Genomic DNA, 21,296 nt, shown 5'->3' on the forward strand with positions numbered 1-21,296 from the left:
CCAATTCCAATTGTCAAGCCCCTCGCGGCAAGGCTATGGTGCTCGGGCCGCGAACCGTCCGCGCGTCCGCCCTCCGGCGGCGATCGGCGGCGCGCGCGAAAGACGAATTTTCGAATGAAGCGGCCAGACCTCGCCGAAGCTCCGCGGACGGAGCCGCCCGGGGTCCACCGAAAAGCGCTGCAGAGTTTCGAATGGCCCCGGCCCGAAGCCGCCCCAGGCGGCGCAGGAACCGGGGACCCGCCCGACCGGGGCCGACGCCGAATCGGCGCGGCTCGAAGAGAGATGAACGCGATGACCCGAGCCGAACGACAGGACATGCACGCCGCGCAGGACGGGGCCCAGCGCCCCGCCGGCGCCGCGCCGCGCTGCGGGCGGCCGGCTCCTCTCGCACAGAACGAGAACGCGGCGCCGCCCCGCGGCGGATGCGATCCCGCCCGGATTGCGCGCGCGCCGCGGCGCAGGAGAACATGGCCAAGAAGATGCTCATCGACGCGACGCATCCCGAGGAGACCCGGGTCGTCGTCGTGGACGGAAACAAGGTAGACGAGTTCGATTTCGAATCGAGCAGCAAGAGGCAGCTTGCAGGCAACATCTATCTGGCGAAGGTGACGCGCGTCGAGCCGTCGCTGCAGGCCGCTTTCGTCGAATATGGCGGGAACCGGCACGGCTTCCTCGCCTTTTCCGAGATCCACCCCGACTATTACCAGATCCCCAAGGCCGACCGCGAAGCGCTGCTGGCCGAAGAGGCCGCCGCCTCGCGCGCGGCGCAGGCGCGCGACGACGCCGCCGCGGGCGACGCCCCGGCCGGGGACGAGGACGAAGACGAAGCGCAAGAGGCCGGCGCCGCGGGCGACGAGGACGGATCGCGCAAGCGCCGCGGCCGCGCCCGCCGGGGCGGCCGTCGCCGGCGCCGCGAGGAAGGCGGCTCGGACGACGCCGCGGGCGGCGGCGAAGCGGCTGGCCAGGCGACGGGCGACGCCCCCGCCGAGGCCGCCGAGGCCGCCGCGCCCGCGGGCGACGAAGCCTCGGAACCCCAGGGCGGCGCGCAGGCCGAGGACGCGGCGAATGCGGCCGACGCGCAGCCCGAGGGCGGCGAGGCCCCGGCGGCCGAGGCCGAGCAAACCGCGACCGCGGAGAAGGAGGCCGACGCGCCGGCTGACGCGGCAGGCGCCGCCCCCGAGGGCGACGAGCTCCCCGCCGCGCCCCAGACCGCCCGCGCCGACGCGCCCGCCGAGGATGTCGCTGCGGCCCGGACGGCCGACGCGGCGGACGAGGCGCCGATTTCGCCCCGGCAGCCCGCCGAAACGGCGCCCGCCGACGCGCCGGCCGGCGAGGGGGCGGCTGACGAGGCCGCTGACGGGGCGGACGACGCGAAGGATGATTCCGGCGAAGGCCCCCGCTCGATCGCCGAAAGCGCCGGCGCGGACAAGGACGAGACCATCCACGAAGACTACGCGCCCGCCGAGGCCGCCGGCGCGCGGGCGCCGGATGCGGCCGCGGGCGCCGAGGACCAGGCGGCCCCGCCCGTCGCCGCCGCCGGCGAAGCTGGCGAAGATGGCGCGCCCGCGCCCGAAACGCCCCTGACCGAAACGCCCGCCGCAGACGCCGCCGCTCAGGCGCCCGACGCCGTGACGGTCAAGGCCGGCGACGCGCCCGCCGACGAGCGCAACGAGACGACCACCGACGCGGCCGCCGAGTCGCCCTCCGACGCAAGCAGGCCCGACGCCGCCGATGCGCCCGAGACGGTCGCCGAGGGCTCCGAAACGCCCGACTCCGGCGCCGCGGCGGCCGAACCGCCGCAGGACGACGCCGCGGAAGGCGGGGCGGCGCAGGCCGAAGCCGATCCGGCCCGGAGCGGGGAAGCCGAAGCGGACGAAGCGGACGACGCCCCCGCCCGCCCCCGCAGCCGACGCCGCCGTCCGGCGCGCGGCCGCGGCCGGGTGCAGCCCGACGCGCCCTCGGACGAGGACGCGCAGCCCGAAGCCGAAGCCGAAGCCGAGCCCGAGGTCGAGGAGATCGCCCCCGAGGACCCGATCGAAGAGGCGCGCCCCCAGCGCCCGCGCATGCGCCGCTACAAGATCCAGGAGGTGATCAAGGTCCGGCAGATCATGCTGGTCCAGGTCGTCAAGGAAGAGCGCGGCAACAAGGGCGCGGCGCTCACCACCTACCTGTCGCTGGCCGGGCGCTACTGCGTGCTCATGCCCAACACCGCGCGCGGTGGCGGCATCAGCCGCAAGATCACCAACGCCGCCGACCGCAAGAAGCTCAAGGAGATCGCCGCCGAGCTGCAGGTGCCCAAGGGCATGGGGCTGATCATCCGCACCGCCGGCGCCAAGCGCACGCGCGCCGAGATCCGGCGCGACTACGAATACCTGCTGCGCCAGTGGGAGCAGATCCGCGAGCTGACGCTGCGCTCGATCGCCCCGACCCTGGTCTACGAGGAGGGCAGCCTGATCAAGCGCGCCATCCGCGACCTCTACAGCCGCGACATCGACGAGATCCTGGTCGAGGGCGAAGAGGGCTACCGCGAGGCCAAGGACTACATGAAGATGCTCATGCCCTCTCACGCCAGGAACGTGAAGCGGTATGAGGACCGCGTCCCCCTCTTCATCCGCTACAAGGTCGAGGACGAGCTGGCCTCGATGTTCAACCCCGTCGTGCAGCTCAAGTCCGGCGGCTACATCGTCATCGGCGTGACCGAGGCGCTGGTGGCCATCGACATCAACTCGGGCCGCTCGACCAAGGAGGCCTCGATCGAGGAGACGGCGCTCAAGACCAATCTCGAGGCCGCCGACGAGATCGCCCGCCAGCTGCGCCTGCGCGACCTGGCGGGGCTGATCGTGATCGACTTCATCGACATGGACGATCCGCGCAACAACCGCGCGGTCGAAAAGCGGATGAAGGAGCGGCTCAAATCCGACCGCGCCCGCATCCAGGTCGGGCGCATCTCGCCCTTCGGCCTGATGGAGATGTCGCGCCAGCGCCTGCGCCCGGGCATGCTCGAGGCCTCGACCGCGCCCTGCCCCCACTGCCACGGCACGGGCGTCACGCGCTCGGACGAATCGATGGCGCTGTCGATCCTGCGCGAGGTCGAGGAAGAGGGCGTGCGCGGCAAGGCGCCCGAGATCCTGGTCAAGGCGCCGCTTTCGGTCGTCAACTTCCTGATGAACCAGAAGCGCGAGCATCTGATGCGCATCGAGGCGCGCTACGACATCTCGGTGCGCGTCGAGGCGGACCCGACCATGATCGTGCCCGACCGCAAGATCGAGCGCATCAAGACCCCGCTGCGCGAGCGCGCGCGCGTCCAGGCGCCGGCGGCGGTGACGGCGGCCGCCGTCTACGCCGCCTCGCCCGACCTGGCCGGCGCGGTCGAGGACGCCGAGATCGTCGCCCCCGAGGCCGAGGCGCCCACGGCGCCCGCCCCGACGCCCGAGGCCGAAGGCGCCGAGGCCAAGCCGCGCCGCGGCCGCCGCGGCGGACGGCGCCGGCGCAAGAGCGCTTCCGCCGAGACCTCGGATGAGGGCGCGCCCGTGCAGGCCCCGGCGCAGGCCGATGCGCAGCAGCGGACCGATGCGGGCGCCGAGGCGGCGCTGGGCTTCGGCCCCGAAGGTCCGAACATCGCGGCCGAGGGCGCCGAGGCCGACATCCCCGCGCCGCGCCGCAGCCGCCGCCGGCGCAAGCCCCGCGGCGAAGGCGCCGCCGACGCCGAGGCCGCGCCGACGCCCGAAACCGGGACCGGAGCAACGACCGCGCCGGCCCCCAAGGATGAGGGTGAAGCCGAGACCGGGGCGGCGACTGGCGCCGAGACCGGGGCCGGGGCCGAGACCGGAGCCGAAACCGGAGCGGCCGAGACTGGGGCCGGGGTCGATGCCGCCGCGCCGCCGGAACCCGAAGCGGACGAGGCCATGGCGACGGCAGAAACGCCGACGCAGGCCGAGGCCGAGGGCGCTCCTGCGCCGAAGCAGCCGGCGACCGGCGACGGGACCGCGCCCGCCGCCGCGCCCAAGGCCGAGGACGAAGCCGCGGCGGACGCCCAGGCGGCGCGGGCGCCCGAAACCGAGCCCGAAACCCCGGCCGAAACCCTGACCGAAGCCAAGGCCGAAGCGGCGCCGACGCCCGAGGCGGGGACGAGCGACGCCGAGGACGGCGCCGCGCCGGAGCAAGGCGCGCAAGCCGAGGCAGCGCAACCGCAGGGCGATGCCGCGCAGCCGCAGGGCGCCGCACCGACGGACGCCGCGCCTCAGCCCGACTCGCCGCCCAAGCCGCGCAAGCGCGGATGGTGGTCGCTGCGCCGCTGACGCGCCCTGCCCTCTGAAAGACGACGCCCGGCCGCGCCTGCGGCCGGGCGTTTTCGTCGCCCCCTGGGTCCTGATCGCGCGGGCGCCGCCGCGGCCAGGCGGGCGGTCAACGCGCCGCCTTGCCGCCCGCGCCCAGCCATGCCCTGAGCCGCCGAGCGCCCTCGCGCATCTGCGCCTCGGAGCCGGCGAAGCTGAAGCGGACCGTCCGCGCCCCGCGCACCGGGTCGAAATCCAGCCCCGGCGTCGCCGCGACGCCCGCCTCGTCAAGCATCCGCGCGCAAAAGGCGCGGCTGTCGTCGGTCAGATGCGCGACGTCGGCGTAAAGATAGAACGCCCCGTCGCAGGGCGCGATGTCGCGGAACCCGGCGCGCGGCAGCTCCTCGAGCAGCAGGGCGCGGTTGCGCGCATAGACGGCGCGGTTGGCCTCGAGCTCGTCCTCGGCCTCGAGCGCGCCCAGCGCGGCGACCTGGCTGGCATGGGTCGGGCAGATGAACAGGTTCTGCGCCAGCCGCTCGACCGCGCGCAGATGGCTCGGCGGCACGACCATCCAGCCGATGCGCCACCCCGTCATGGAGAAATATTTCGAGAAGCTGTTGATGACGAACACATCGTCCGTCGCCTCGAGCGCCGAGACCGCCGGGCGCTCGTAGGTCAGGCCGTGATAGATCTCGTCCGAGATGAAGGCCGCCCCGCGCGCGGCGCAGGCCTGCGCCAGCGCGCGCAGCTCGTCCAGCGCCAGCATCGTGCCGGTCGGATTGGCCGGGCTGGCGACCAGCAGGCCGTCCGAGTCGCCCATATCCGCGGGCGTGGGCTGATAGCGCGTCTCGGGGCGCGTCTCTATCCGGCGCACCCGCACGCCCAGCGCCTTGAAGATGTTGCGATAGCTCGGATAGCTGGGATCGCCCAGCGCGACCTCGTCGCCGATCTCGAACAGCGCCAGAAAGGCCAGAAGGAACGCCCCGGACGAGCCCGCCGTGACCACCACCCGCGCCGGGTCCAGATCCAGCCCATGCCGGCGCTTGTAGAGCCGCGCGATGCCCTCGCGCAGCTCGGGCAGGCCAAGCGCCACCGTGTAGCCCAGCGCGTCGCTGTCCAGCGCCCGCGCCAGACGCTCGCGCGCAAGGCGGGGCGCGGGCGTGGCCGGCTGGCCGACCTCCATGTGAATGACGTCGCGCCCGGCGGCCTGGGCGGCGCGGGCCTGCTCCATGACGTCCATCACGATGAAGGGATCGACCGATCCGCGTCTTGAAATCTTCATCTTCGCGCAGTCCTCTGATCGGGCCTCTGATCGGGCCTCTGGCCGGGTTCGCGCCGTGGTATGGGCCGCCGCGCGCCCAAGGGCAAGCGGCGCGCGCGCCCGCCGGGGGTGACATGACGGCCCGAAGGGGCCATATGGTCGGGAATGATGACGCGCTTGACACGAACCCTATCGCGCGCGGCATGCGCGCTGGCCGTCGCGGCGGCGACGCTGCAGGCGGCGCCTGCGCAGGCCCTGTCGCTGATCCGCGACGCCGAGATCGAGGCGACGCTGCGCCGCCTGTCGGGGCCGGTGTTCCGCGCCGCGGGGCTCGATCCCGACGAGGTGCGCATCGTCATCCTTCAGGACCCGAGCGTGAACGCCTTCGTCTTCGGCGGGCGCAACATGGCGCTGACCACGGGGCTGCTGCGCGAATCCGATCGCCCGGCGCAGCTGATCGGCGTCATCGCGCATGAGGCGGGGCATATCGTCGGCGGCCATCTGGCCCGGCGCCAGATCGCCGAGCGCAACGCCCGCGGCCCCGTGCTTCTGGGCCTGGCGCTGGGCGTGGCGGCGGCGGCGGCCGGCGGCGGGCCCGCGGCGGCCGCGGCCATCGCCGGCGGCGGGCAGGCCGCCGAGCGCGCCCTTCTGGCCTACAGCCGCGCCGAGGAAAGCGCCGCCGACCAGGCCGCGCTGACCTATCTCGAGCGCGCGGGGATCGACCCGGGCGGGATGCTCGAGGTGCTCGACCGTTTCCGCGGGCAGGAGGTGTTCTCCGAGCGCCACCAGGACCCCTTCGCGCGCACCCATCCCATCAGCGCCGAGCGCCTTTCGCTGGCGCGCGCGCGGGCGATGCGCTCGCCGGCCTGGGGGCGGGCCTCGCCGCCCGAAACCGTCTATTGGTTCGATCGCATGCGCGCCAAGCTCGACGGTTTTCTCGAGCGGCCCGACCGGCTTCTGGCGCGGCTCGATCCGGCCGACGGCTCGGAATTCGCGCGGCTTCGCCGGGCGGTGGCGCTGCATCGCCTGCCCGATCCCGACCGGGCGCTGGCCGAGGTGGACAAGCTGATCGCGATGCGCCCCTCGGACCCCTATTATCACGAGCTCAAGGGCCAGATCCTGCTCGAAAGCGGCCGCGCGGCCCAGGCCGTGCCCGCCTATCGCGAGGCGGTGCGCCTTGCGCCGGACGAGCCGCTCATCCTGGCGTATCTGGGCCGCGCCTTGCTGGCGCTGAACGATCCGGCCGCCGACCGCGAGGCGCGCGCGGCGCTCGAGCAGGGGGCGGCGCGCTCGGGCGGGGGCGACGCGACGCTGCTGCGCGATCTGGCGCTGGCCTATGCGCGCACCGGCGACGAGGGCATGGCCGCGCTGACCACCGCCGAGCGGCTGGCCATCGCCGGCGCACGCCGCGACGCGGTGAACCAGGCCCGCCGCGCCCTGACCCTGCTGCCCAAGGGCAGCCCCGCCGCCACGCGCGCGCAGGACATCATCCTCAGCCTGCAGGACGGCTGAGGGAAGCAGACAGACCGCGAAAGGACCGACATGCCCGTTTTCCAGACTCTCCGCAGCCTTGCCGCAGGCGCCCTCGGCGCGCTGTGCGCGGCCGCCGCGCTGCTTCCCGCCGGCCCCGCCGCCGCGCAGGAGATGCCGCCCGAGGAACGCGCCCTCTTGCGCGCCGAGGTGCGGCGCTATCTGCTCGAGCATCCCGAGGTGGTGATGGAGGCGCTGCGCACCCTCGAGCAGCGCCGCCGAGAACAGGCCGCCCAGGCCGACGGCCATCTGGTGCGCGCCAACGCCGACGCCTTGTTCAACGATGGCTACTCCTACGTCGCCGGCAACCCCGAGGGCGACGTGACGGTGGTCGAGTTCCTCGACTACAACTGCGGCTACTGCAAGCGCGCCCATGGCGAGGTGAAGAAGCTGCTCGAAACCGATCCGAACGTGCGCCTGATCATCAAGGAGTTCCCGATCCTCGGCCCCGGCTCGACCGTGGCGGCGCAGGCCGCGCTGGCGGCGCTCGAGCAGGATGGCGGGTCGCGCTACCTGGCCTTTTCCGACGCGCTGATGCGCCATCGCGGCGCGCTGGACGAGGAAGCCGTGTGGCGCATCGCCGAAGAGGTGGGGCTTGACGTGCGGCGCCTGCGCGACGACGCCGCCTCGCGCCGGGTGCGCGAGCGCGTGCGCGCCAATCACGACCTGGCGCGCGCGCTGCGCATCGAGGGCACGCCGACCTTCGTCGTGGGCGATCAGCTGGTGCGCGGCTACGTGCCGCTCGAGCAGCTGCGCCAGCGCATCGAGAAGGCGCGCGCCGACAAGGGCTGAGCCGCGCTTGCAACCGCGCGGCGCGTTGGTGTAAAGCGCGGGTCTGTGAACGCGCCCGACAACGGGCCGGGCCGCGCCGGACGCGGACCGGGGCAAGCGCCGCGCGGGCCCTCATGGCCCGCCGCGCCAGGAGATTCAGGGATCCCATGAGCAAGACCCACGAAAGCGACATCGCCTTCATCCGCGAACTGGCCGAGCTGCTGCGCGAAACCGACCTGTCCGAGATCGAGGTCGAGCGCGAATACGGCAAGGAGGACACCCTCAAGGTCCGCGTCGGCCGCCACGCCGCCGCCGCGCCCGTCGTCCAGGCCTACGCCCCGCCGGCGCCCGCGGCGCCGGCCGCCCCCGCCCCTTCCGCCGCGCCGGCGGGCGAGGCGCCCGCGCCCGCCGATCCGGCGCAGCATCCGGGGGCGGTGACCTCGCCCATGGTCGGCACGGTCTATCTGCAGCCCGAGCCCGGCGCCGCGCCCTTCGTCAAGGTCGGCGATCAGGTGGCCGAGGGGCAGACGCTGCTCATCATCGAGGCGATGAAGACCATGAACCAGATCCCCAGCCCGCGCGCGGGGACGGTCAAGCGGATTCTCGTCGAAGACGGCACGCCGGTCGAGTTCGGCGCGCCGCTCATGATCATCGAATAACCGCCCGGGAGGACCGGGCATGTCCCGAAACGAGCCGCTTTCCATCAAGAAGGTCCTGATCGCCAACCGCGGCGAGATCGCCCTGCGCATCCAGCGCGCCTGCCGCGAGATGGGCGTGCGCACGGTGGCGGTGCACTCGACCGCCGACGCCGACGCCATGCATGTGCGCCTGGCGGATGAGAGCGTGTGCATCGGCCCGCCCTCGGCGGCGCAAAGCTATCTGAACGTGCCGGCCATCATCTCGGCCGCCGAGATCACCGGCGCCGACGCGATCCACCCCGGCTACGGCTTTCTGTCCGAGAACGCCAGCTTCGTGCAGATCGTCGAGGATCACGGCCTGACCTTCATCGGCCCGACCGCCGAGCACATCCGCCTGATGGGCGACAAGATCGCCGCCAAGGAGACCATGCGCGCGCTGGGCGTGCCCTGCGTGCCCGGCTCGGAGGGCGGCGTCGCCGACGTCGAAGAGGCCCGGCGCATCGCCGACCAGATGGGCTATCCGGTGCTGGTCAAGGCCGCGGCGGGCGGCGGCGGGCGCGGGATGAAGGTGGCGCGCTCGGCGCAGGAGCTGCCCAACGCCTTCTCGACCGCGCGCTCCGAGGCCAAGGCCGCCTTCGGCGACGACGCCGTGTATATCGAGAAATATCTTGGCCGCCCGCGCCATATCGAGGTGCAGGTGTTCGGCGACGGCAAGGGCGGCGCCGTGCATCTGGGCGAGCGCGACTGCTCGTTGCAGCGCCGGCATCAGAAGGTCTTCGAGGAAAGCCCCTCGCCCGCCATCTCGGACGCCCAGCGCGCCGAGATCGGCCGCGTCTGCGCCGAGGCCGTGGCGCGCATGAACTATCGCGGCGCGGGCACCATCGAGTTTCTCTACGAGGACGGGGCCTTCTACTTCATCGAGATGAACACCCGCCTGCAGGTCGAGCATCCGGTGACCGAGGCGGTCTATGGCGTCGATCTGGTCAAGGAACAGATCCGCGTCGCCGCCGGTCTGCCCCTGTCCTTCCGCCAGGAAGAGCTGCGCCCGCGCGGCCATGCCATCGAGTGCCGCATCAACGCCGAGCGCCTGCCCGACTTCGCGCCCTCGCCGGGGCTGGTCTCGCATTATCACGCGCCGGGCGGGCTGGGCGTGCGCATGGACAGCGCGCTTTACTCGGGCTACCGCATTCCGCCCTACTACGACAGCCTGATCGGCAAGCTCATCGTCCATGCCGAGGACCGCCCCGCCGCGCTGGCGCGCCTGCGCCGGGCCCTGCGCGAGACGGTGGTGGACGGCATCGACACGACGCTGCCGCTGTTCGCGCAGCTGGCCGACGATCCGCAGGTGATCGCGGGCGATTACGACATTCACTGGCTGGAAAAGAAGCTGTCCGGCGAGTGACCCGGCCCGCGGCGCGCCCGCGCGCCGCGGCCGTCAAGCGCAAGGCGTCCCAGCGCAAGGAGGCCCCATGCCCGGCCCGTCCGACCGCGACGGCGTCACGCCCGAGCTGCTGCTGCAAGCCTATGCGGCGGGGGTGTTTCCCATGGCGCAGTCGGCCGGCTCGACGCGCATCTACTGGGTCGATCCGCGCTGGCGCGGGATCCTGCCGCTGGCGCGCTTCCACGTCCCGCGCTCGCTGCGCAGGCGCGCGCGGCGGGGCGACTTCTCGATCACCGTCGACCGCGACTTCGCCGGCGTGCTGGACGGCTGCGCAGACCGTCCCGAAACCTGGATCAACCCGCGCATCCGCGAGCTTTACCTTGCGCTGCACCGCATGGGCTGCGCGCACTCGATCGAGGTGCGCATGGACGGCGAGTTGGCCGGCGGGCTGTATGGCGTGCGCATGGGGGCGGCGTTCTTCGGCGAAAGCATGTTCTCGCGGCGCACGGACGCCTCGAAGCTGGCCCTTGTGTGGCTGGTCGCGCGGCTTCGGGCCGGGGGCTTTCGCCTGCTGGACACGCAGTTCGTGACCGATCATCTGCGCCGCTTCGGCGCGATCGAGATCCCGCGCGCGCGCTACCTGACGCTGCTGGACGAGGCGCTGTCCTGCGCCGCCGATTTCCACGCCCTGCCCGAAGACGCCTCGTCCGAGCTGGTGCTGCAATTGACCAGCCAGACGTCGTAGCGCGCGTGATCCATGGCCGAGAGCGCGGGGCTCGAGGCGAACATCCACCCGGCGAAGCGCGGCGCCTCTTCGCGCAGGTCGCGCGCCTCGAGATAGGCGAAGGCGTCTTCGGCGGCGACGTCCTCGGGCGGGACGCGGCAGGCGCGCAGGACCAGTTCGAGGCGCCCGCGCCGCAGCCGCGCGCCCACGGGCAGGTCCAGCGTCTCGACCCGGCCGGTCATCTTGTCCAGCAGCCGAAGCCGCGCGCCGGGCTGGGAAACGCCGCGCCATTCGGGCGGGCGCGCGTCTTCGAAGCCGAACCATTGCGGCCCGTCCTCGGGCGCGGCGCCGTCCGGCGGGCGGCGGAAGAGCGCGCCCAGCGGGCCGCGATCGGCGCCGTCTTCGGGCGCGCGCGCGGCGGGCCCCTCGGCGGATCCGTCGGCGGGGCCGTCGGCTGGCGCTTGCGCGGGGCCGTCCGGGGGCGCGGCGCCGGGGATGGCGGGCGTCTGGGCCGGCGCGGGCGCGGCCAGAAGCGCCAGGATCGCCGCGCAGGGCAGCGCGCGTCTCACTGCCCCGCCGCCGAAATCGCCTTGCCGACCAGATCCAGGATGCTGATCGAGCCCTGCGTATACTGGATCTCGTCGCCGTTCTCGAACATCACGTCCGACGAGCCGGGCGTGATCGCCACATAGGCGCCGCCCAGAAGGCCCTCGGTGGCGACGGCGGCGTCGCTGTCCTCGGGCAGCTTGATCTTCTCGTCGATGGCCAGGCGGGCCAGCGCGCGATAGGTCTTGAGGTCAAGCTCGAGCGCGGCGACCGAGCCGACCTTGACCCCCGCCACGCGCACGTCCGAGCCCACGGCCAGCCCGTCGGCCTTGCGGAAGGGCGCGACCAGCTCGTAGACGCCGGCCTTCCCGCCCAGCTCGTAGCCGGTGGTCTGCGCCGCATAGGCGAAGAAGCCGCCGGCGGCGAGCAGAACCGCCGCTCCGATCACGGTTTCGGCTGCGGAATTGGCCATGTCGCTGTCTCCCGGAAAAGGCGGCGGCGCGCCGGGCGCGGCTCAGTCGGCGGGGCGCCAGGCTTCGTAGTCGGGACGCATGCGCGGCGCCGGATCGGGGTTCAGCAGGCTGCCCGGCGGGTGATAGGCCGCCTCGGTGCCGGTCATGTTCGGCTTGTGCGGCTTTTCCCACGGCTTGTGCGGCAGCGGCGCCGCGGTGGGCGGCTGGTCCCAGGTGTGGTGCAGCCAGCCATGCCATTCGGGCGAGATGCGCGAGGCCTCGGCCTCGCCATTGTAGATCACCCAGCGGCGCTTGCCGTCGCGGCTCTGGTAGAACTGGTTGCCCTGCTCGTCCTCGCCCACCTTCACGCCATGGCGCGAGGTGAACAGCAAGGTGCCGACGGTGGCGCCGTTCCACCAGGTGAAGATCCTCTTGAGCAGCTGCATCACGGGCGTGGTTCCCTTGGCGATGTGTCCCGGGTCGCCCGCCGTTCTATCACAGCCTGCGGCCGGGTCCAGCCCGACATGGCGCCGCGCCGCTCAAAGCGGGGGCAGGTCGCCCTCGGCGCGGCGGGCGTGGAAATCGGCGACGAAGGCGTCGAGCCGCCCGGCGGCGATGGCGTCGCGCAGGCCCTGCATCAGCTCCTGGTAGTAGTGCAGGTTGTGCCAGGTCAGCAGCATGGCTGCGATGATCTCCTGCGCCTTGTGGACGTGGTGCAGATAGGCGCGCGAGTAGTTGCGGCAGCACGGGCAGGCGCAATCGGGATCGAGCGGGCGCGGGTCGTCCTGGTGGCGGGCGTTGCGCAGATTGACCGCCCCGCGCCGCGTCAGCGCCTGGCCGGTGCGCCCCGAGCGCGTCGGCAGCACGCAATCGAACATGTCGACCCCGCGCTGCACCGCGCCGACGATGTCGTCGGGCTTGCCCACGCCCATCAGATAGCGCGGCTTGTCCTCGGGCAGCAGGCCGGGGGCGTAGTCCAGCACGGCGAACATGGCCTCCTGCCCCTCGCCCACAGCCAGCCCGCCGATGGCGTAGCCGTCGAAGCCGATGGCGCGCAGCGCCTGCGAGCTTTCCTCGCGCAGCTCGCGGAACACGCTGCCCTGCTGGATGCCGAACAACGCATGGCCCGGCCGGTCGCCGAACGCCTCGCGCGAGCGCGCGGCCCAGCGCATGGACAGCCGCATGGATTCGGCCGCCGTCGCCTCGTCGGCCGGAAAGGGCGTGCACTCGTCGAAGCACATCACGATGTCCGAACCGAGCAGGCGCTGGATCTCCATCGAGCGCTCGGGCGTCAGCTCGTGGCGCGAGCCGTCGACATGCGACTTGAAGGTCACGCCGCGCTCGTCCAGCTTGCGCAGGCCGGCCAGGCTCATGACCTGAAAGCCGCCCGAATCGGTCAGGATCGGCCGCTCCCAGTTCATGAAGCGGTGCAGCCCTCCCAGCCGGGCGATGCGCTCGGCGCCGGGGCGCAGCATCAGGTGATAGGTGTTGCCCAGGATGATGTCGGCCCCCGTGGCGCGCACGTTCTCAGGCAGCATGGCCTTGACGGTGGCGGCGGTGCCCACGGGCATGAAGGCGGGGGTGCGGATCTGGCCGCGCGGGGTGCTGACGACCCCCGTGCGCGCGGCGCCGTCGGTCGCATGGACGGTGAAAGAGAATCGGGTCACGGGCCTTGCTCCTGCTTGCCGGATGGCGCTGCATACCCCCGCAAGGGCGGCCGACGCCAGAGCGGGCGGCGCTGGACCTGAACCCGCGCCGGGCCTATATCTGAGGAAACGGATCAGGCATGGAGAACGCGATGACGGACGCCGTCAAGGACGAAGCGCCCGAGGCCGGGGTCGGCGAGCGCGCCGGGGCCGACGCGCCGGCCGAGGGACAGCCGCTGATCGGACCCTCGAGCGTCGATCACCCCCTTTATCCCCAGATCGTCGAGGCGTGCCGCACCGTTCACGATCCCGAGATCCCAGTGAACATCTACGATCTCGGGCTTGTCTACCGCATCGCCATCGACGACGAGAACAACGTCGAGATCGACATGACCCTGACCGCCCCGGGCTGCCCCGTGGCCGGCGAGATGCCCGGCTGGGTCGCCGACGCGGTCGAGCCCCTGCCCGGCGTCAGGACGGTGAACGTGCGCCTGGTGTGGGAGCCGCCCTGGGGCATGGACATGCTCTCGGACGAGGCGCGGCTGGAGCTGGGCTTCATGTGAGGCCCGCCTTTCGGATCAAGGGAGCAAGCCGATGTTCGCAATGCCCGGAAAGCCGCCGGTCACCCTGACCGAGGCCGCCGCGCGCGAGGTGCGCCGGCTGATCGAGGAATCCGACGGCCGCGTGTTCGGCCTGCGCATCGGCGTGCGCAAGGGCGGTTGCGCGGGCATGGAATACACCATGGACTACGCCGAAGAGGCCGGCCCCCATGACGCGGTGGTCGAGCAGGACGGCGCGCGGGTGCTCATCGCCCCGACGGCGCAGATGTTCCTGTTCGGGACCGAGATCGACTACAAGTCCTCGCTGCTCGAATCGGGCTTCGTCTTCAACAACCCGAACGTGACGGAGGCGTGCGGCTGCGGCGAATCCGTCAAGTTCGCGAACGCATGATCATGGCCCTGGGCGCCGAGGCGCTGGCGCGGGCGCGGCGGCTGTTCGCCGCGCTGGCCGAGCTTGAGGTGCGCCCGATGGCCGGGGGCGCGGGGCTCTACTCGCAGGGCGTGCTCTTCGGGCTGATCTGCCCGCGCGCGCAGATCTTCCTGCGCGCCGAGGGCGTCGTGGCCCGCGCCATGGCCGCCGAGGGCGCGACGCGCTTCGCCTTCACCCGCGACGGCGCGCCGCGCACGCTGGGCTATTGGAGCCTGCCGGCCGACAGCGAGGACGACCCCCTCGCCGCCGCCCGATGGGCCCGCCGCGCCGTCGAGCTGGCCCGCGCCGAGGCGCTGGGCTGACGCGCGGCCGATCGGCAGGGCGCAGGGCGCCTGCGCCCGCATCGTCGCAAGGCGCGCCCCGGGCTGTTGCGTGATCCGCGGCCGATCGGCAAGGTGCGGGGCCGGGCGCCCCCTCCCTTCTCGCGAAAGGCCCCGCGCGCCCCCGCCCTTGCCCCCCTTGCCCACGGCCCCTCGCGCGCCGAGGCGCGGGCCCGGAGCGACGCAAGGTCCGGCTTCGACGGCACGCGCCCAGGCCCCGCCGCCGCATCCGCGCCCTGCGGCCCCGGGACCCCCTGCGCGCGCCGCGCCCCTTGTCCCGCCAAGCCGAGGCCCGCGCCTCGCCCGTTCGCGACCGGCCGGCCCGCCGCGCGGCCCCCGCGCCCCCTTGCGCGCGCCGCGCCCCTGTCCCGCCAAGCCGCGGCCCGCGCCTCGCCCGTTCGCGACCGTCCGGCCCGGCCCGCCCCGGCCCCGGGCCCCTTGCGCACGCCGCGCCCCTTGTCCCGCCAAGCCGAGGCCGCGCCTCGCCCGTTCGCGACCGTCCGGCCCGCCCCCGGCCCCGGGCCCCTTGCGCACGCCGCGCCCCTTGTCCCGCCAAGCCGCGGCCCGCGCCTCGCCCGTTCGCGACCGTCCGGCCCGCCTCGGCCCCGGGACCCCCTGCGCGCGCCGCGCCCCTTGTCCCGCCAAGCCGAGGCCGGCGCCTCACCGCCCCTCCCGCGCCCGCGGCCGCCCGGCCTCAGCCCCGCCCCAGCCCCGCCCCGGCCCGCGCCGGCTCGGGCGAGCGCGCCTTGGCCGTCGGCGGGGCGCGGGCGGCGCCTTGTCCGCTGCCATGCGCGCGCGTTCCTGCTATGACGCGGCCCAGGCATTGATCCGATCCGCAACAAGGGAGACCCCGCCATGGCCCGACGCAAGCTGGCCGCCGGAAACTGGAAGATGAACGGAACCCGCGCCGCCCTGGCCGAGGCCGAGGCGCTGGCCGCCGCCTGCCCCGCGCCGGGCTGCGACGTGCTGCTGTGCCCGCCCGCCACGCTGATCGCCGCCATGGCCGAGCGGCTGCGCGGCGGCCCCGTGCGCGTGGGCGGCCAGGATTGCCACCCCGCCCCTTCGGGCGCGCATACGGGCGACATCGCCGCCGAGATGCTGGCCGATGCGGGCGCCGTCGCGGTCATCGTCGGCCATTCCGAGCGCCGCGCCGATCACGGCGAGACCGACGCGCTGGTTCGCGCCAAGGCCGAGGCCGCGTGGCGCGCCGGGCTGACCGCCATCATCTGCGTCGGCGAGACCGAGGCCCAGCGCGACGCGGGCAAGGCGCTCGAGGTGGTGGGCGCGCAGCTTGACGGGTCGGTTCCCGACGGCCCGACGCCCGAGCGGCTGGTGATCGCCTACGAACCCGTCTGGGCCATCGGCTCGGGCCGCACGCCCACGCTCGAGGACATCGCGCAGGTGCACGAATTCATGCGCGCGCGTCTGGCCGCACGCTTCGGCGACGCGCTCGCCGACGGGGTGCGGCTGCTTTACGGCGGCTCGGTCAAGCCGGGCAACGCGGCGCAGATCTTCGGCGTGCCCAATGTCGATGGCGGGCTGGTCGGCGGCGCCAGCCTGAAGGCGGCGGATTTCGCCCCCATCGTCGAGGCCGCCTCGACCTGAGGATCCGAAGCCGCTCCCGCGCCGCGCCACGCCGTCGCGGCGCGGCGCGGCCGCCGGTCGCACGACCGGCAGGGGCGGGCAAGGGGCGCCGCGCGTCCGGTTCGGCGCGCCCGCTCAGGGGCCGCATGCGCCCGCCGAACGCCCCGGAACGGACCGCCGGCGCAAGACACGCTCGCCGGCCCAATTGCAGGGTTCGATCGCCCCGGTTGATCGCCCTAGCCGGGTGCCCACCAGGTCAGTCGCCCGGGTCAATCGCCTTGGCCGGCCGCCCGGGTCAATCGCCTTCGGGCGCCGCGCGCCGCCCCGGCCCGGTCGCGTCCTCGACCGCGTCGGCGAAGCGGTCGGCCAGCGCGGGCGCCATGCCCAGCCAGCGCTCGGGCGCCAGGATCGCGGCCCAGTCGCCCTCGGGCGCGGGGGCCGGATGCAGCGCCTCCAGCGCCTCGGCCAGCGCGATTCCCCTGGCCAGCGCCTCGGCGCAGGCGCGCTTGACCAGCGCCTGCGCCTGCGGGCGCGGCAGGCTGCGGGCCAGGGCGAAGCTGGCCGCCTCGGCCATCGCCAGCCCGCCGCGCGCGCCCAGATTGGCGGCCATGCGCGCCGGGTCGGGCCGCAGATCGGCGGCCAGCGCCGCCGCATGGCGCAGCCCCCCCGCCGCGCCCACGCACAGCTGCGGCAGGGCGTGCCATTCCAGCGCCCAGGCGGCGCCGTCGCGCTCTCCTTCGTGCAGGAGCGCGTCGTTCATGCTTCCGGCCAGCCGCGCCGTCAGCCGCGCCAGCGTCACCAGCGCCTCGGGGCCGACCGGGTTCGCCTTGTGCGGCATGGTCGAAGAGCCGCCCCCCGCGCCGGCCCGCAGCTCGGCCACCTCGTCCTGGCCCATCAGCGCCACGTCGCGCCCCATCTTGCCCAGCGCGCCGCACAGGGCGGCCAGCGCGAAGGCCAGCTCGGCCAGGGAATCGCGCGCCGAATGCCAGGGCGCGGGCGCCGGCTCCAGCCCCAGGGACTCGGCCATGCGCCGCGCGGTCTCCTCGGCCTGCGGGCCGAGCGCGGCCAGCGTGCCCGCCGCGCCCCCAAGGCTCAGCGTCAGAAGGCGCGGGCGCAGCTGCGCCATGCGCGTGCGCGCGCGCAGGAGCGGCCAGCCCCAGCTCGCGACGCGCGCGCCGAAGGTGGTGGGGGCGGCGATGCGCCCGCGCGTGCGCGCGGCCATGGGCAGAGCCCGGTGCGCGCGCGCCGCCGCGGCCAGCGCGCGCAGCGCGTCGTCGAGCTGCGCCTCGATCAGCGCCAGCGCCCGGCGCAGCCGCAGCGCCAGCCCGGTGTCGGCGGCGTCCTGGCTGGTGGCGCCGAAATGCACGTAGGCCGCGTGCTCGGGCGCGCCCATCGCTGCGCGAAAGGCCTCGACCGCGGCGGGAACGGGCGTGCCGTCGCGCGCGGCGCGGGCGGCCAGCGCGCCGGGGTCCAGCGTCACCTCGCGCGCGGCGCGGGCGATGGCGGCGGCGGCCTCGGCGGGGATCACGCCCAGCGCCCCCTGCGCCTCGGCCAGGGCGCCCTCGAACAGCAGGATCGCGCGCAGCTCGGCCGCGTCGGAAAACAGCGCCGCCACCTCGCGCGCCCCGAACAGGTCGCGCAGCAGCGCCGAGTCGAAGGGCGAGACGGCCATGCGCTCAGCCCGGCTCGGGCAGGCCCAGGATGCGCCGCGCCTGGCGCCAGTCGGCCACCGGGCGGCCGTGCTTCTCGCAGATCTCGGCCGCGATGCGCACCAGCGCCGCGTTGGACGGCGCAAGGGTGTCGCGGTCGAGGCGGATGTTGTCCTCGAGCCCGGTGCGCGTGTGGCCGCCCGCGGCGATGGACCATTCGTTCAGCGTGCGCTGGTGGCGCCCGATCCCGGCCCCGCACCAGGTGGCGTCGGGCATCAGGCGGCGCAGGGTGCGCACGTAGAAGTCGAACACCTCGCGATCCACGGGCATGGCGTTCTTCACGCCCATCACGAACTGCACATGCAGCGGCCGCTTGAGCCGCCCGTCCTCGACCATGGCGGCGGCCTGGAAGATGTGGCTCAGGTCGAAGGCCTCGATCTCGGGCTTGACGTCGTGGCGGATCATCTCGGCCGCCAGCCAGTCGACCAGATCGGGCGGGTTCTCGTAGACGCGGGTGGGAAAGTTGTTCGACCCGACCGACAGCGAGGCCATGTCGGGCCGCAGGGGCAGCATGCCTCCGCGCGCCTTGCCCGCCCCCGAGCGCCCGCCCGTCGAGAACTGGATGATCATGCCGGGGCAGTGCTTTTCGATCCCCTCCTTGAGGCGCGCGAAGCGCTCGGGGTCCGAGGTCGGCCTGCCCTCGTCGTCGCGGACATGGCAATGGGCGATGGTCGCGCCGGCCTCGAAGGATTCGTGGACCGACTCGATCTGTTCCTCGACCGTGACGGGCACGGCGGGGTTGTCGGCCTTGGTCGGCACCGAACCGGTGATGGCGACGCAGATGATGCAGGGATCGGACATGGGGTCCTCGCTGGGTCTGTGGCTGGTTCCGTCCTAGACGTCGAGGAAGACGGTTTCCAGAGGTCCTTGCAGGCGGATCTCGAAGCGATGCACGGTCGGCCCGCCGCCCGGGTCGGGCTCGGGGCGCGAGATCAGCGTCTCGCGGCGGGAGGGCTGCTCGATCATGGCCAGGAGCGGGTCGGCGGCGTTGGCCTCGGGCTCGTCGCCGAAATACATGCGCGTGTGCAGGCCCATGTTGATGCCGCGCGCCACGATCCAGAAGGTGATGTGCGGCGCCTGCAAGCCGCCGCCGGGCCAGGGCACGGGGCCCGGCTTGACGGTCTCGAAGCGCCACAGCCCGTCCTCGAAGCCGGCGCACACGCGCCCGAAGCCGCGAAAGCGCGGATCGACCTCGGCCGCGCGGGGGTCTTCGGGGTGGCGGTGGCGGCCCATGTGGTCGGCCTGCCAGACCTCGATCAGCGCGTCGCGCAAGGGGGTTCCGGTTCCGTCCAGCACCACCCCCTCGACGGCGATGCGCGGGCCCGGGCAGCCGGGCGCCGCCGGGTCGCCCGCAAGCGGCCGGCCGACGGCGCGCAGCCCCGCCGCCTCGGGGGCGAGGCCGATATGCACATAGGGCCCCGCGGTCTGCGAGGGCGTCTCCTTGAGGTATCGGGGCGCGTTCGGGGTCATGTTCCCTCCGGGCGGTTCTCGAACGGGGTGGCGCGGCGGCCGCGCAGCACGATGTCGAAGCGGTAGGCCAGGCAGTCGAAGGGGATGGCGGCGTTCATGTCGAGCCGCGCGGTCAGCAGCTCGACCCCCGCCGGATCGGGCAGCGTGCGCACGATGGGGCATCGCGGGATCAGGGGGTCGCCCTCGAAATAGAGCTGCGTGATCAGCCGCTGGGCGAAGGCGCGCCCGAAGACCGAGACATGCACATGCGCCGGGCGCCAGGAGTTCGAGTCGTTGCCCCACGGATAGGGCCCCGGCTTGATGGTGCGGAAGGCGTAGCGCCCCTCGTCATCGGCCAGGGTGCGGCCGCAGCCGCCGAAATTGGGATCGAGCGGCGCAAGGTAGCGGTCGTTGCGATGGCGGTAGCGGCCGGCGGCGTTGGCCTGCCAGATCTCGATCAGCGCGCCGGGCACGGGGCGGGCGTTCTCGTCCAGAACCCGGCCGTGCAGGATGATGCGCTCGCCAACGGGCTCGCCGTCCTGCGCGTAGTTGCGGATCAGGTCGTTGTCGAGGGGGCCGATGTCGTCATGCCCGAAGACCGGCCCGGTGATCTCGGACAAGGTGTTGCGCAGCGACAGAAGCGGCGCGCGCGGCGCGCGGTGGACGGTGGTCTTGTAGAAGGGCGCGAAGGCGGGCGTGCGCCAGGCCGGATCGCGCGGGAGATAGTCGTGCGGCGTGCTCATGAGGCGGGCTCCTGCTGGGGGCGGGATTCGGCGCGCTCGGCGAACACCTCGCGCGCGATGGCGAAGGCGCGGTTGGCGGCGGGCACGCCGGCGTAGACGGCGACGTGCAGCAGCGCCTCGCGCACCTCGGCGGGGGCGGCGCCGGTGTTGCGGGTGGCGCGCAGATGCATCTCGAATTCCTCCCAGTGGCCCAGCGCCGCCAGAAGCGCCAGCGTCACCAGCGAGCGCTCGCGCCGGCCCAGCCCCGGCCGCGCCCACACGCCGCCCCAGGCGGCCTCGACGATGTATTCCTGGAACGGCGCGTCGAAATCGGTGGCGCGGGCGGCGGCGCGCTCGACATGCGCGTCGCCCAGAACCTGGCGGCGCACGCGCATGCCGCTTTCGCGGCGCGAGAATCCTGCGGGGTCGTCGGCGCGATCAGGCAAAGCCGTTCTCCTTCAGAAAATCCAGAATCAGCCGCGCGGTCTCGTCGGGGCGCTCGACGCCGGGCAGATGCCCCGCCCCGCGCACCAGCGCGAAGCGCGCGCCCGGGATCAGCGCCGCGGTCTCGCGCACCAGATCGGGCGGCGTCGAGCCGTCCTCGTCGCCCGCCAGCGCCAGGGTAGGCAGGCGCAGCCGCGCGGTGCTTTCAAGCAGGTCCGTGTCGCGGATCGCGGCGCAGCAGCCCAGATAGCCCTCGACCGGCGTGCGCGTGAGCATGTTGCGCCACAGCGCCAGCTCGTCGGGCCGCGCGGCGCGCGTTGCGCGCGAGAACCAGCGCTCGAGCACCTGATCGGCCACCGCCTCGACGCCCCCGGCGCGGATGGCGGCGATGCGCGCGTCCCACATGCCCGGCGCGCCGATCTTGGCGGCGGTGTCCATCAGCACCATGGCGCGGACAAGGTCCGGGCGCTCGGCCGCCAGGCCCTGCGCGATCATTCCGCCGATGGACAGGCCCACCACCGCCGCGCCCCGCACCTCGAGCCGGTCGAGCAGCGCCGCCAGGTCCTGCACCAGGTCGCCCATGCCCCACCCGTCCTCGGGCAGGCCGCTGAGCCCGTGCCCGCGCTTGTCGTAGCGGATGATGCGCAGCCCTTCCGGCAGCCGCGCGATCAGCCGGTCCCAGACGCGCATGTCCGTGCCCAGCGAGTTGGCGAAGACCACGGGCGCCCCCGCGCCCTGGTCGGCGTAGTGCATCAGGCATCCGTTGATGACCGCGGCTTGCATGACCCAGGCTCCTTCTCAGCGTGCGGAAAAGAGTGTTGCCCGAAAGAGGCGGTTATGTGAAATGATGTTATC

21 protein-coding genes are annotated in these 21,296 nt (G+C 73.8%); 10 read left to right on the forward strand and 11 right to left on the reverse strand.

Going from position 1 to position 21,296, the window contains the following annotated elements; all coding sequences use genetic code 11:
- Positions 1–467: 467 nt before the first annotated feature.
- On the forward strand, positions 468–4,298 hold the full coding sequence (locus BMW67_RS10610) for an Rne/Rng family ribonuclease (protein WP_072747544.1): 3,831 nt from the start codon (positions 468–470) through the stop codon (positions 4,296–4,298).
- A gap of 106 nt (positions 4,299–4,404) precedes the next feature.
- On the opposite strand, the gene BMW67_RS10615 is transcribed toward BMW67_RS10610, so the two are convergent.
- Positions 4,405–5,556, reverse strand: a complete 1,152-nt coding sequence (locus BMW67_RS10615; RefSeq protein ID WP_072747543.1) for a pyridoxal phosphate-dependent aminotransferase — start codon at positions 5,554–5,556, stop codon at positions 4,405–4,407.
- Positions 5,557–5,712: 156 nt separating this feature from the next.
- Between BMW67_RS10615 and BMW67_RS10620 the strand changes: the two genes are divergently transcribed.
- From BMW67_RS10620 to aat, 5 genes are all read left to right on the forward strand, one after another.
- Complete coding sequence (locus BMW67_RS10620; protein WP_177174503.1) at positions 5,713–7,047, forward strand: M48 family metalloprotease; 1,335 nt, start codon at positions 5,713–5,715, stop codon at positions 7,045–7,047.
- A gap of 30 nt (positions 7,048–7,077) precedes the next feature.
- The gene (locus BMW67_RS10625; RefSeq protein WP_072747542.1) at positions 7,078–7,857 is read left to right on the forward strand and encodes a DsbA family protein; all 780 of its coding nucleotides are present in this window, start codon (positions 7,078–7,080) and stop codon (positions 7,855–7,857) included.
- A gap of 146 nt (positions 7,858–8,003) precedes the next feature.
- Positions 8,004–8,495, forward strand: coding sequence for an acetyl-CoA carboxylase biotin carboxyl carrier protein (accB, locus tag BMW67_RS10630; protein WP_072747541.1), 492 nt, complete (start codon positions 8,004–8,006; stop codon positions 8,493–8,495).
- 19 nt (positions 8,496–8,514) lie between these two features.
- Positions 8,515–9,876: an acetyl-CoA carboxylase biotin carboxylase subunit gene (accC, locus tag BMW67_RS10635; RefSeq protein WP_072747540.1), complete on the forward strand. Its 1,362-nt coding sequence runs from the start codon at positions 8,515–8,517 to the stop codon at positions 9,874–9,876.
- 67 nt (positions 9,877–9,943) lie between these two features.
- Positions 9,944–10,600 (forward strand): leucyl/phenylalanyl-tRNA--protein transferase, encoded by a 657-nt coding sequence (gene aat, locus BMW67_RS10640; protein ID WP_072747539.1) that lies wholly within the window; start codon positions 9,944–9,946, stop codon positions 10,598–10,600.
- On the opposite strand, the gene BMW67_RS16030 is transcribed toward aat, so the two are convergent.
- From BMW67_RS16030 to tgt, 4 genes are all read right to left on the reverse strand, one after another.
- Positions 10,492–11,148 carry a DUF2155 domain-containing protein gene (locus BMW67_RS16030; protein WP_072747538.1) on the reverse strand — a complete coding sequence of 219 codons (657 nt, stop codon included), beginning with the start codon at positions 11,146–11,148 and terminating at the stop codon, positions 10,492–10,494. The genes aat and BMW67_RS16030 overlap by 109 nt on opposite strands.
- A complete protein-coding gene (mlaD, locus tag BMW67_RS10650) occupies positions 11,145–11,597 on the reverse strand; it encodes an outer membrane lipid asymmetry maintenance protein MlaD (RefSeq protein ID WP_072747537.1) in 453 nt (150 codons plus the stop codon). The genes BMW67_RS16030 and mlaD overlap by 4 nt, the downstream gene beginning before the upstream one ends.
- 42 nt (positions 11,598–11,639) lie before the next feature.
- Positions 11,640–12,023, reverse strand: coding sequence for an NADH:ubiquinone oxidoreductase subunit NDUFA12 (locus BMW67_RS10655; RefSeq protein ID WP_072747536.1), 384 nt, complete (start codon positions 12,021–12,023; stop codon positions 11,640–11,642).
- 93 nt (positions 12,024–12,116) lie between these two features.
- Positions 12,117–13,244: a tRNA guanosine(34) transglycosylase Tgt gene (tgt, locus tag BMW67_RS10660; RefSeq protein ID WP_083581332.1), complete on the reverse strand. Its 1,128-nt coding sequence runs from the start codon at positions 13,242–13,244 to the stop codon at positions 12,117–12,119.
- Positions 13,245–13,375: 131 nt separating this feature from the next.
- Here tgt and BMW67_RS10665 point away from each other — a divergent pair, with 131 nt between their 5' ends.
- From BMW67_RS10665 to tpiA, 4 genes are all read left to right on the forward strand, one after another.
- Positions 13,376–13,786: an SUF system Fe-S cluster assembly protein gene (locus BMW67_RS10665; protein WP_083581375.1), complete on the forward strand. Its 411-nt coding sequence runs from the start codon at positions 13,376–13,378 to the stop codon at positions 13,784–13,786.
- A 31-nt stretch (positions 13,787–13,817) separates the two neighbouring features.
- Positions 13,818–14,174, forward strand: a complete 357-nt coding sequence (locus tag BMW67_RS10670; RefSeq protein ID WP_072747534.1) for a HesB/IscA family protein — start codon at positions 13,818–13,820, stop codon at positions 14,172–14,174.
- Positions 14,171–14,515, forward strand: coding sequence for a TfoX/Sxy family protein (locus tag BMW67_RS10675; protein WP_083581328.1), 345 nt, complete (start codon positions 14,171–14,173; stop codon positions 14,513–14,515). The genes BMW67_RS10670 and BMW67_RS10675 overlap by 4 nt, the downstream gene beginning before the upstream one ends.
- A gap of 873 nt (positions 14,516–15,388) precedes the next feature.
- The gene (tpiA, locus tag BMW67_RS10680) at positions 15,389–16,138 is read left to right on the forward strand and encodes a triose-phosphate isomerase (RefSeq protein WP_072747532.1); all 750 of its coding nucleotides are present in this window, start codon (positions 15,389–15,391) and stop codon (positions 16,136–16,138) included.
- Positions 16,139–16,412: 274 nt separating this feature from the next.
- On the opposite strand, the gene BMW67_RS10685 is transcribed toward tpiA, so the two are convergent.
- The 6 genes from BMW67_RS10685 to pcaD are packed head-to-tail and all read right to left on the reverse strand — an operon-like array spanning position 16,413 to position 21,224.
- Positions 16,413–17,789 (reverse strand): lyase family protein, encoded by a 1,377-nt coding sequence (locus tag BMW67_RS10685; RefSeq protein WP_072747531.1) that lies wholly within the window; start codon positions 17,787–17,789, stop codon positions 16,413–16,415.
- A gap of 4 nt (positions 17,790–17,793) precedes the next feature.
- The gene (locus BMW67_RS10690) at positions 17,794–18,627 is read right to left on the reverse strand and encodes a 3-oxoadipate:acetyl-CoA acetyltransferase (protein WP_072747530.1); all 834 of its coding nucleotides are present in this window, start codon (positions 18,625–18,627) and stop codon (positions 17,794–17,796) included.
- A gap of 33 nt (positions 18,628–18,660) precedes the next feature.
- Positions 18,661–19,296 (reverse strand): protocatechuate 3,4-dioxygenase subunit alpha, encoded by a 636-nt coding sequence (gene pcaG, locus BMW67_RS10695; RefSeq protein ID WP_072747529.1) that lies wholly within the window; start codon positions 19,294–19,296, stop codon positions 18,661–18,663.
- The gene (gene pcaH / locus BMW67_RS10700) at positions 19,293–20,018 is read right to left on the reverse strand and encodes a protocatechuate 3,4-dioxygenase subunit beta (RefSeq protein ID WP_072747528.1); all 726 of its coding nucleotides are present in this window, start codon (positions 20,016–20,018) and stop codon (positions 19,293–19,295) included. Before pcaH ends, pcaG begins: the two co-directional genes overlap by 4 nt.
- A complete protein-coding gene (gene pcaC, locus BMW67_RS10705; RefSeq protein WP_256598383.1) occupies positions 20,015–20,443 on the reverse strand; it encodes a 4-carboxymuconolactone decarboxylase in 429 nt (142 codons plus the stop codon). Before pcaC ends, pcaH begins: the two co-directional genes overlap by 4 nt.
- The gene (pcaD, locus tag BMW67_RS10710; RefSeq protein WP_072747527.1) at positions 20,436–21,224 is read right to left on the reverse strand and encodes a 3-oxoadipate enol-lactonase; all 789 of its coding nucleotides are present in this window, start codon (positions 21,222–21,224) and stop codon (positions 20,436–20,438) included. The genes pcaC and pcaD overlap by 8 nt, the downstream gene beginning before the upstream one ends.
- Positions 21,225–21,296: the final 72 nt, after the last annotated feature.

Origin of the sequence: Oceanicella actignis (genome assembly GCF_900111545.1) — a bacterium.
GTDB lineage: Bacteria > Pseudomonadota > Alphaproteobacteria > Rhodobacterales > Rhodobacteraceae > Oceanicella > Oceanicella actignis.

Excerpts from the sequence above, each read along its gene's own strand:
- accB (WP_072747541.1), top strand. The coding sequence starts at position 8,004 with ATGAGCAAGACCCACGAAAGCGACATCGCCTTCATCCGCGAACTGGCC.
- BMW67_RS10615 (WP_072747543.1), bottom strand. The coding sequence starts at position 5,556 with ATGAAGATTTCAAGACGCGGATCGGTCGATCCCTTCATCGTGATGGAC.
- aat (WP_072747539.1), top strand. The coding sequence starts at position 9,944 with ATGCCCGGCCCGTCCGACCGCGACGGCGTCACGCCCGAGCTGCTGCTG.
- mlaD (WP_072747537.1), bottom strand. The coding sequence starts at position 11,597 with ATGGCCAATTCCGCAGCCGAAACCGTGATCGGAGCGGCGGTTCTGCTC.
- BMW67_RS10625 (WP_072747542.1), top strand. The coding sequence starts at position 7,078 with ATGCCCGTTTTCCAGACTCTCCGCAGCCTTGCCGCAGGCGCCCTCGGC.
- BMW67_RS10690 (WP_072747530.1), bottom strand. The coding sequence starts at position 18,627 with ATGTCCGATCCCTGCATCATCTGCGTCGCCATCACCGGTTCGGTGCCG.
- BMW67_RS10685 (WP_072747531.1), bottom strand. The coding sequence starts at position 17,789 with ATGGCCGTCTCGCCCTTCGACTCGGCGCTGCTGCGCGACCTGTTCGGG.
- accC (WP_072747540.1), top strand. The coding sequence starts at position 8,515 with ATGTCCCGAAACGAGCCGCTTTCCATCAAGAAGGTCCTGATCGCCAAC.
- pcaD (WP_072747527.1), bottom strand. The coding sequence starts at position 21,224 with ATGCAAGCCGCGGTCATCAACGGATGCCTGATGCACTACGCCGACCAG.
- pcaH (WP_072747528.1), bottom strand. The coding sequence starts at position 20,018 with ATGAGCACGCCGCACGACTATCTCCCGCGCGATCCGGCCTGGCGCACG.
- tpiA (WP_072747532.1), top strand. The coding sequence starts at position 15,389 with ATGGCCCGACGCAAGCTGGCCGCCGGAAACTGGAAGATGAACGGAACC.
- BMW67_RS10610 (WP_072747544.1), top strand. The coding sequence starts at position 468 with ATGGCCAAGAAGATGCTCATCGACGCGACGCATCCCGAGGAGACCCGG.
- BMW67_RS10670 (WP_072747534.1), top strand. The coding sequence starts at position 13,818 with ATGTTCGCAATGCCCGGAAAGCCGCCGGTCACCCTGACCGAGGCCGCC.
- pcaG (WP_072747529.1), bottom strand. The coding sequence starts at position 19,296 with ATGACCCCGAACGCGCCCCGATACCTCAAGGAGACGCCCTCGCAGACC.
- BMW67_RS10675 (WP_083581328.1), top strand. The coding sequence starts at position 14,171 with ATGATCATGGCCCTGGGCGCCGAGGCGCTGGCGCGGGCGCGGCGGCTG.
- BMW67_RS10665 (WP_083581375.1), top strand. The coding sequence starts at position 13,376 with ATGACGGACGCCGTCAAGGACGAAGCGCCCGAGGCCGGGGTCGGCGAG.
- BMW67_RS10655 (WP_072747536.1), bottom strand. The coding sequence starts at position 12,023 with ATGCAGCTGCTCAAGAGGATCTTCACCTGGTGGAACGGCGCCACCGTC.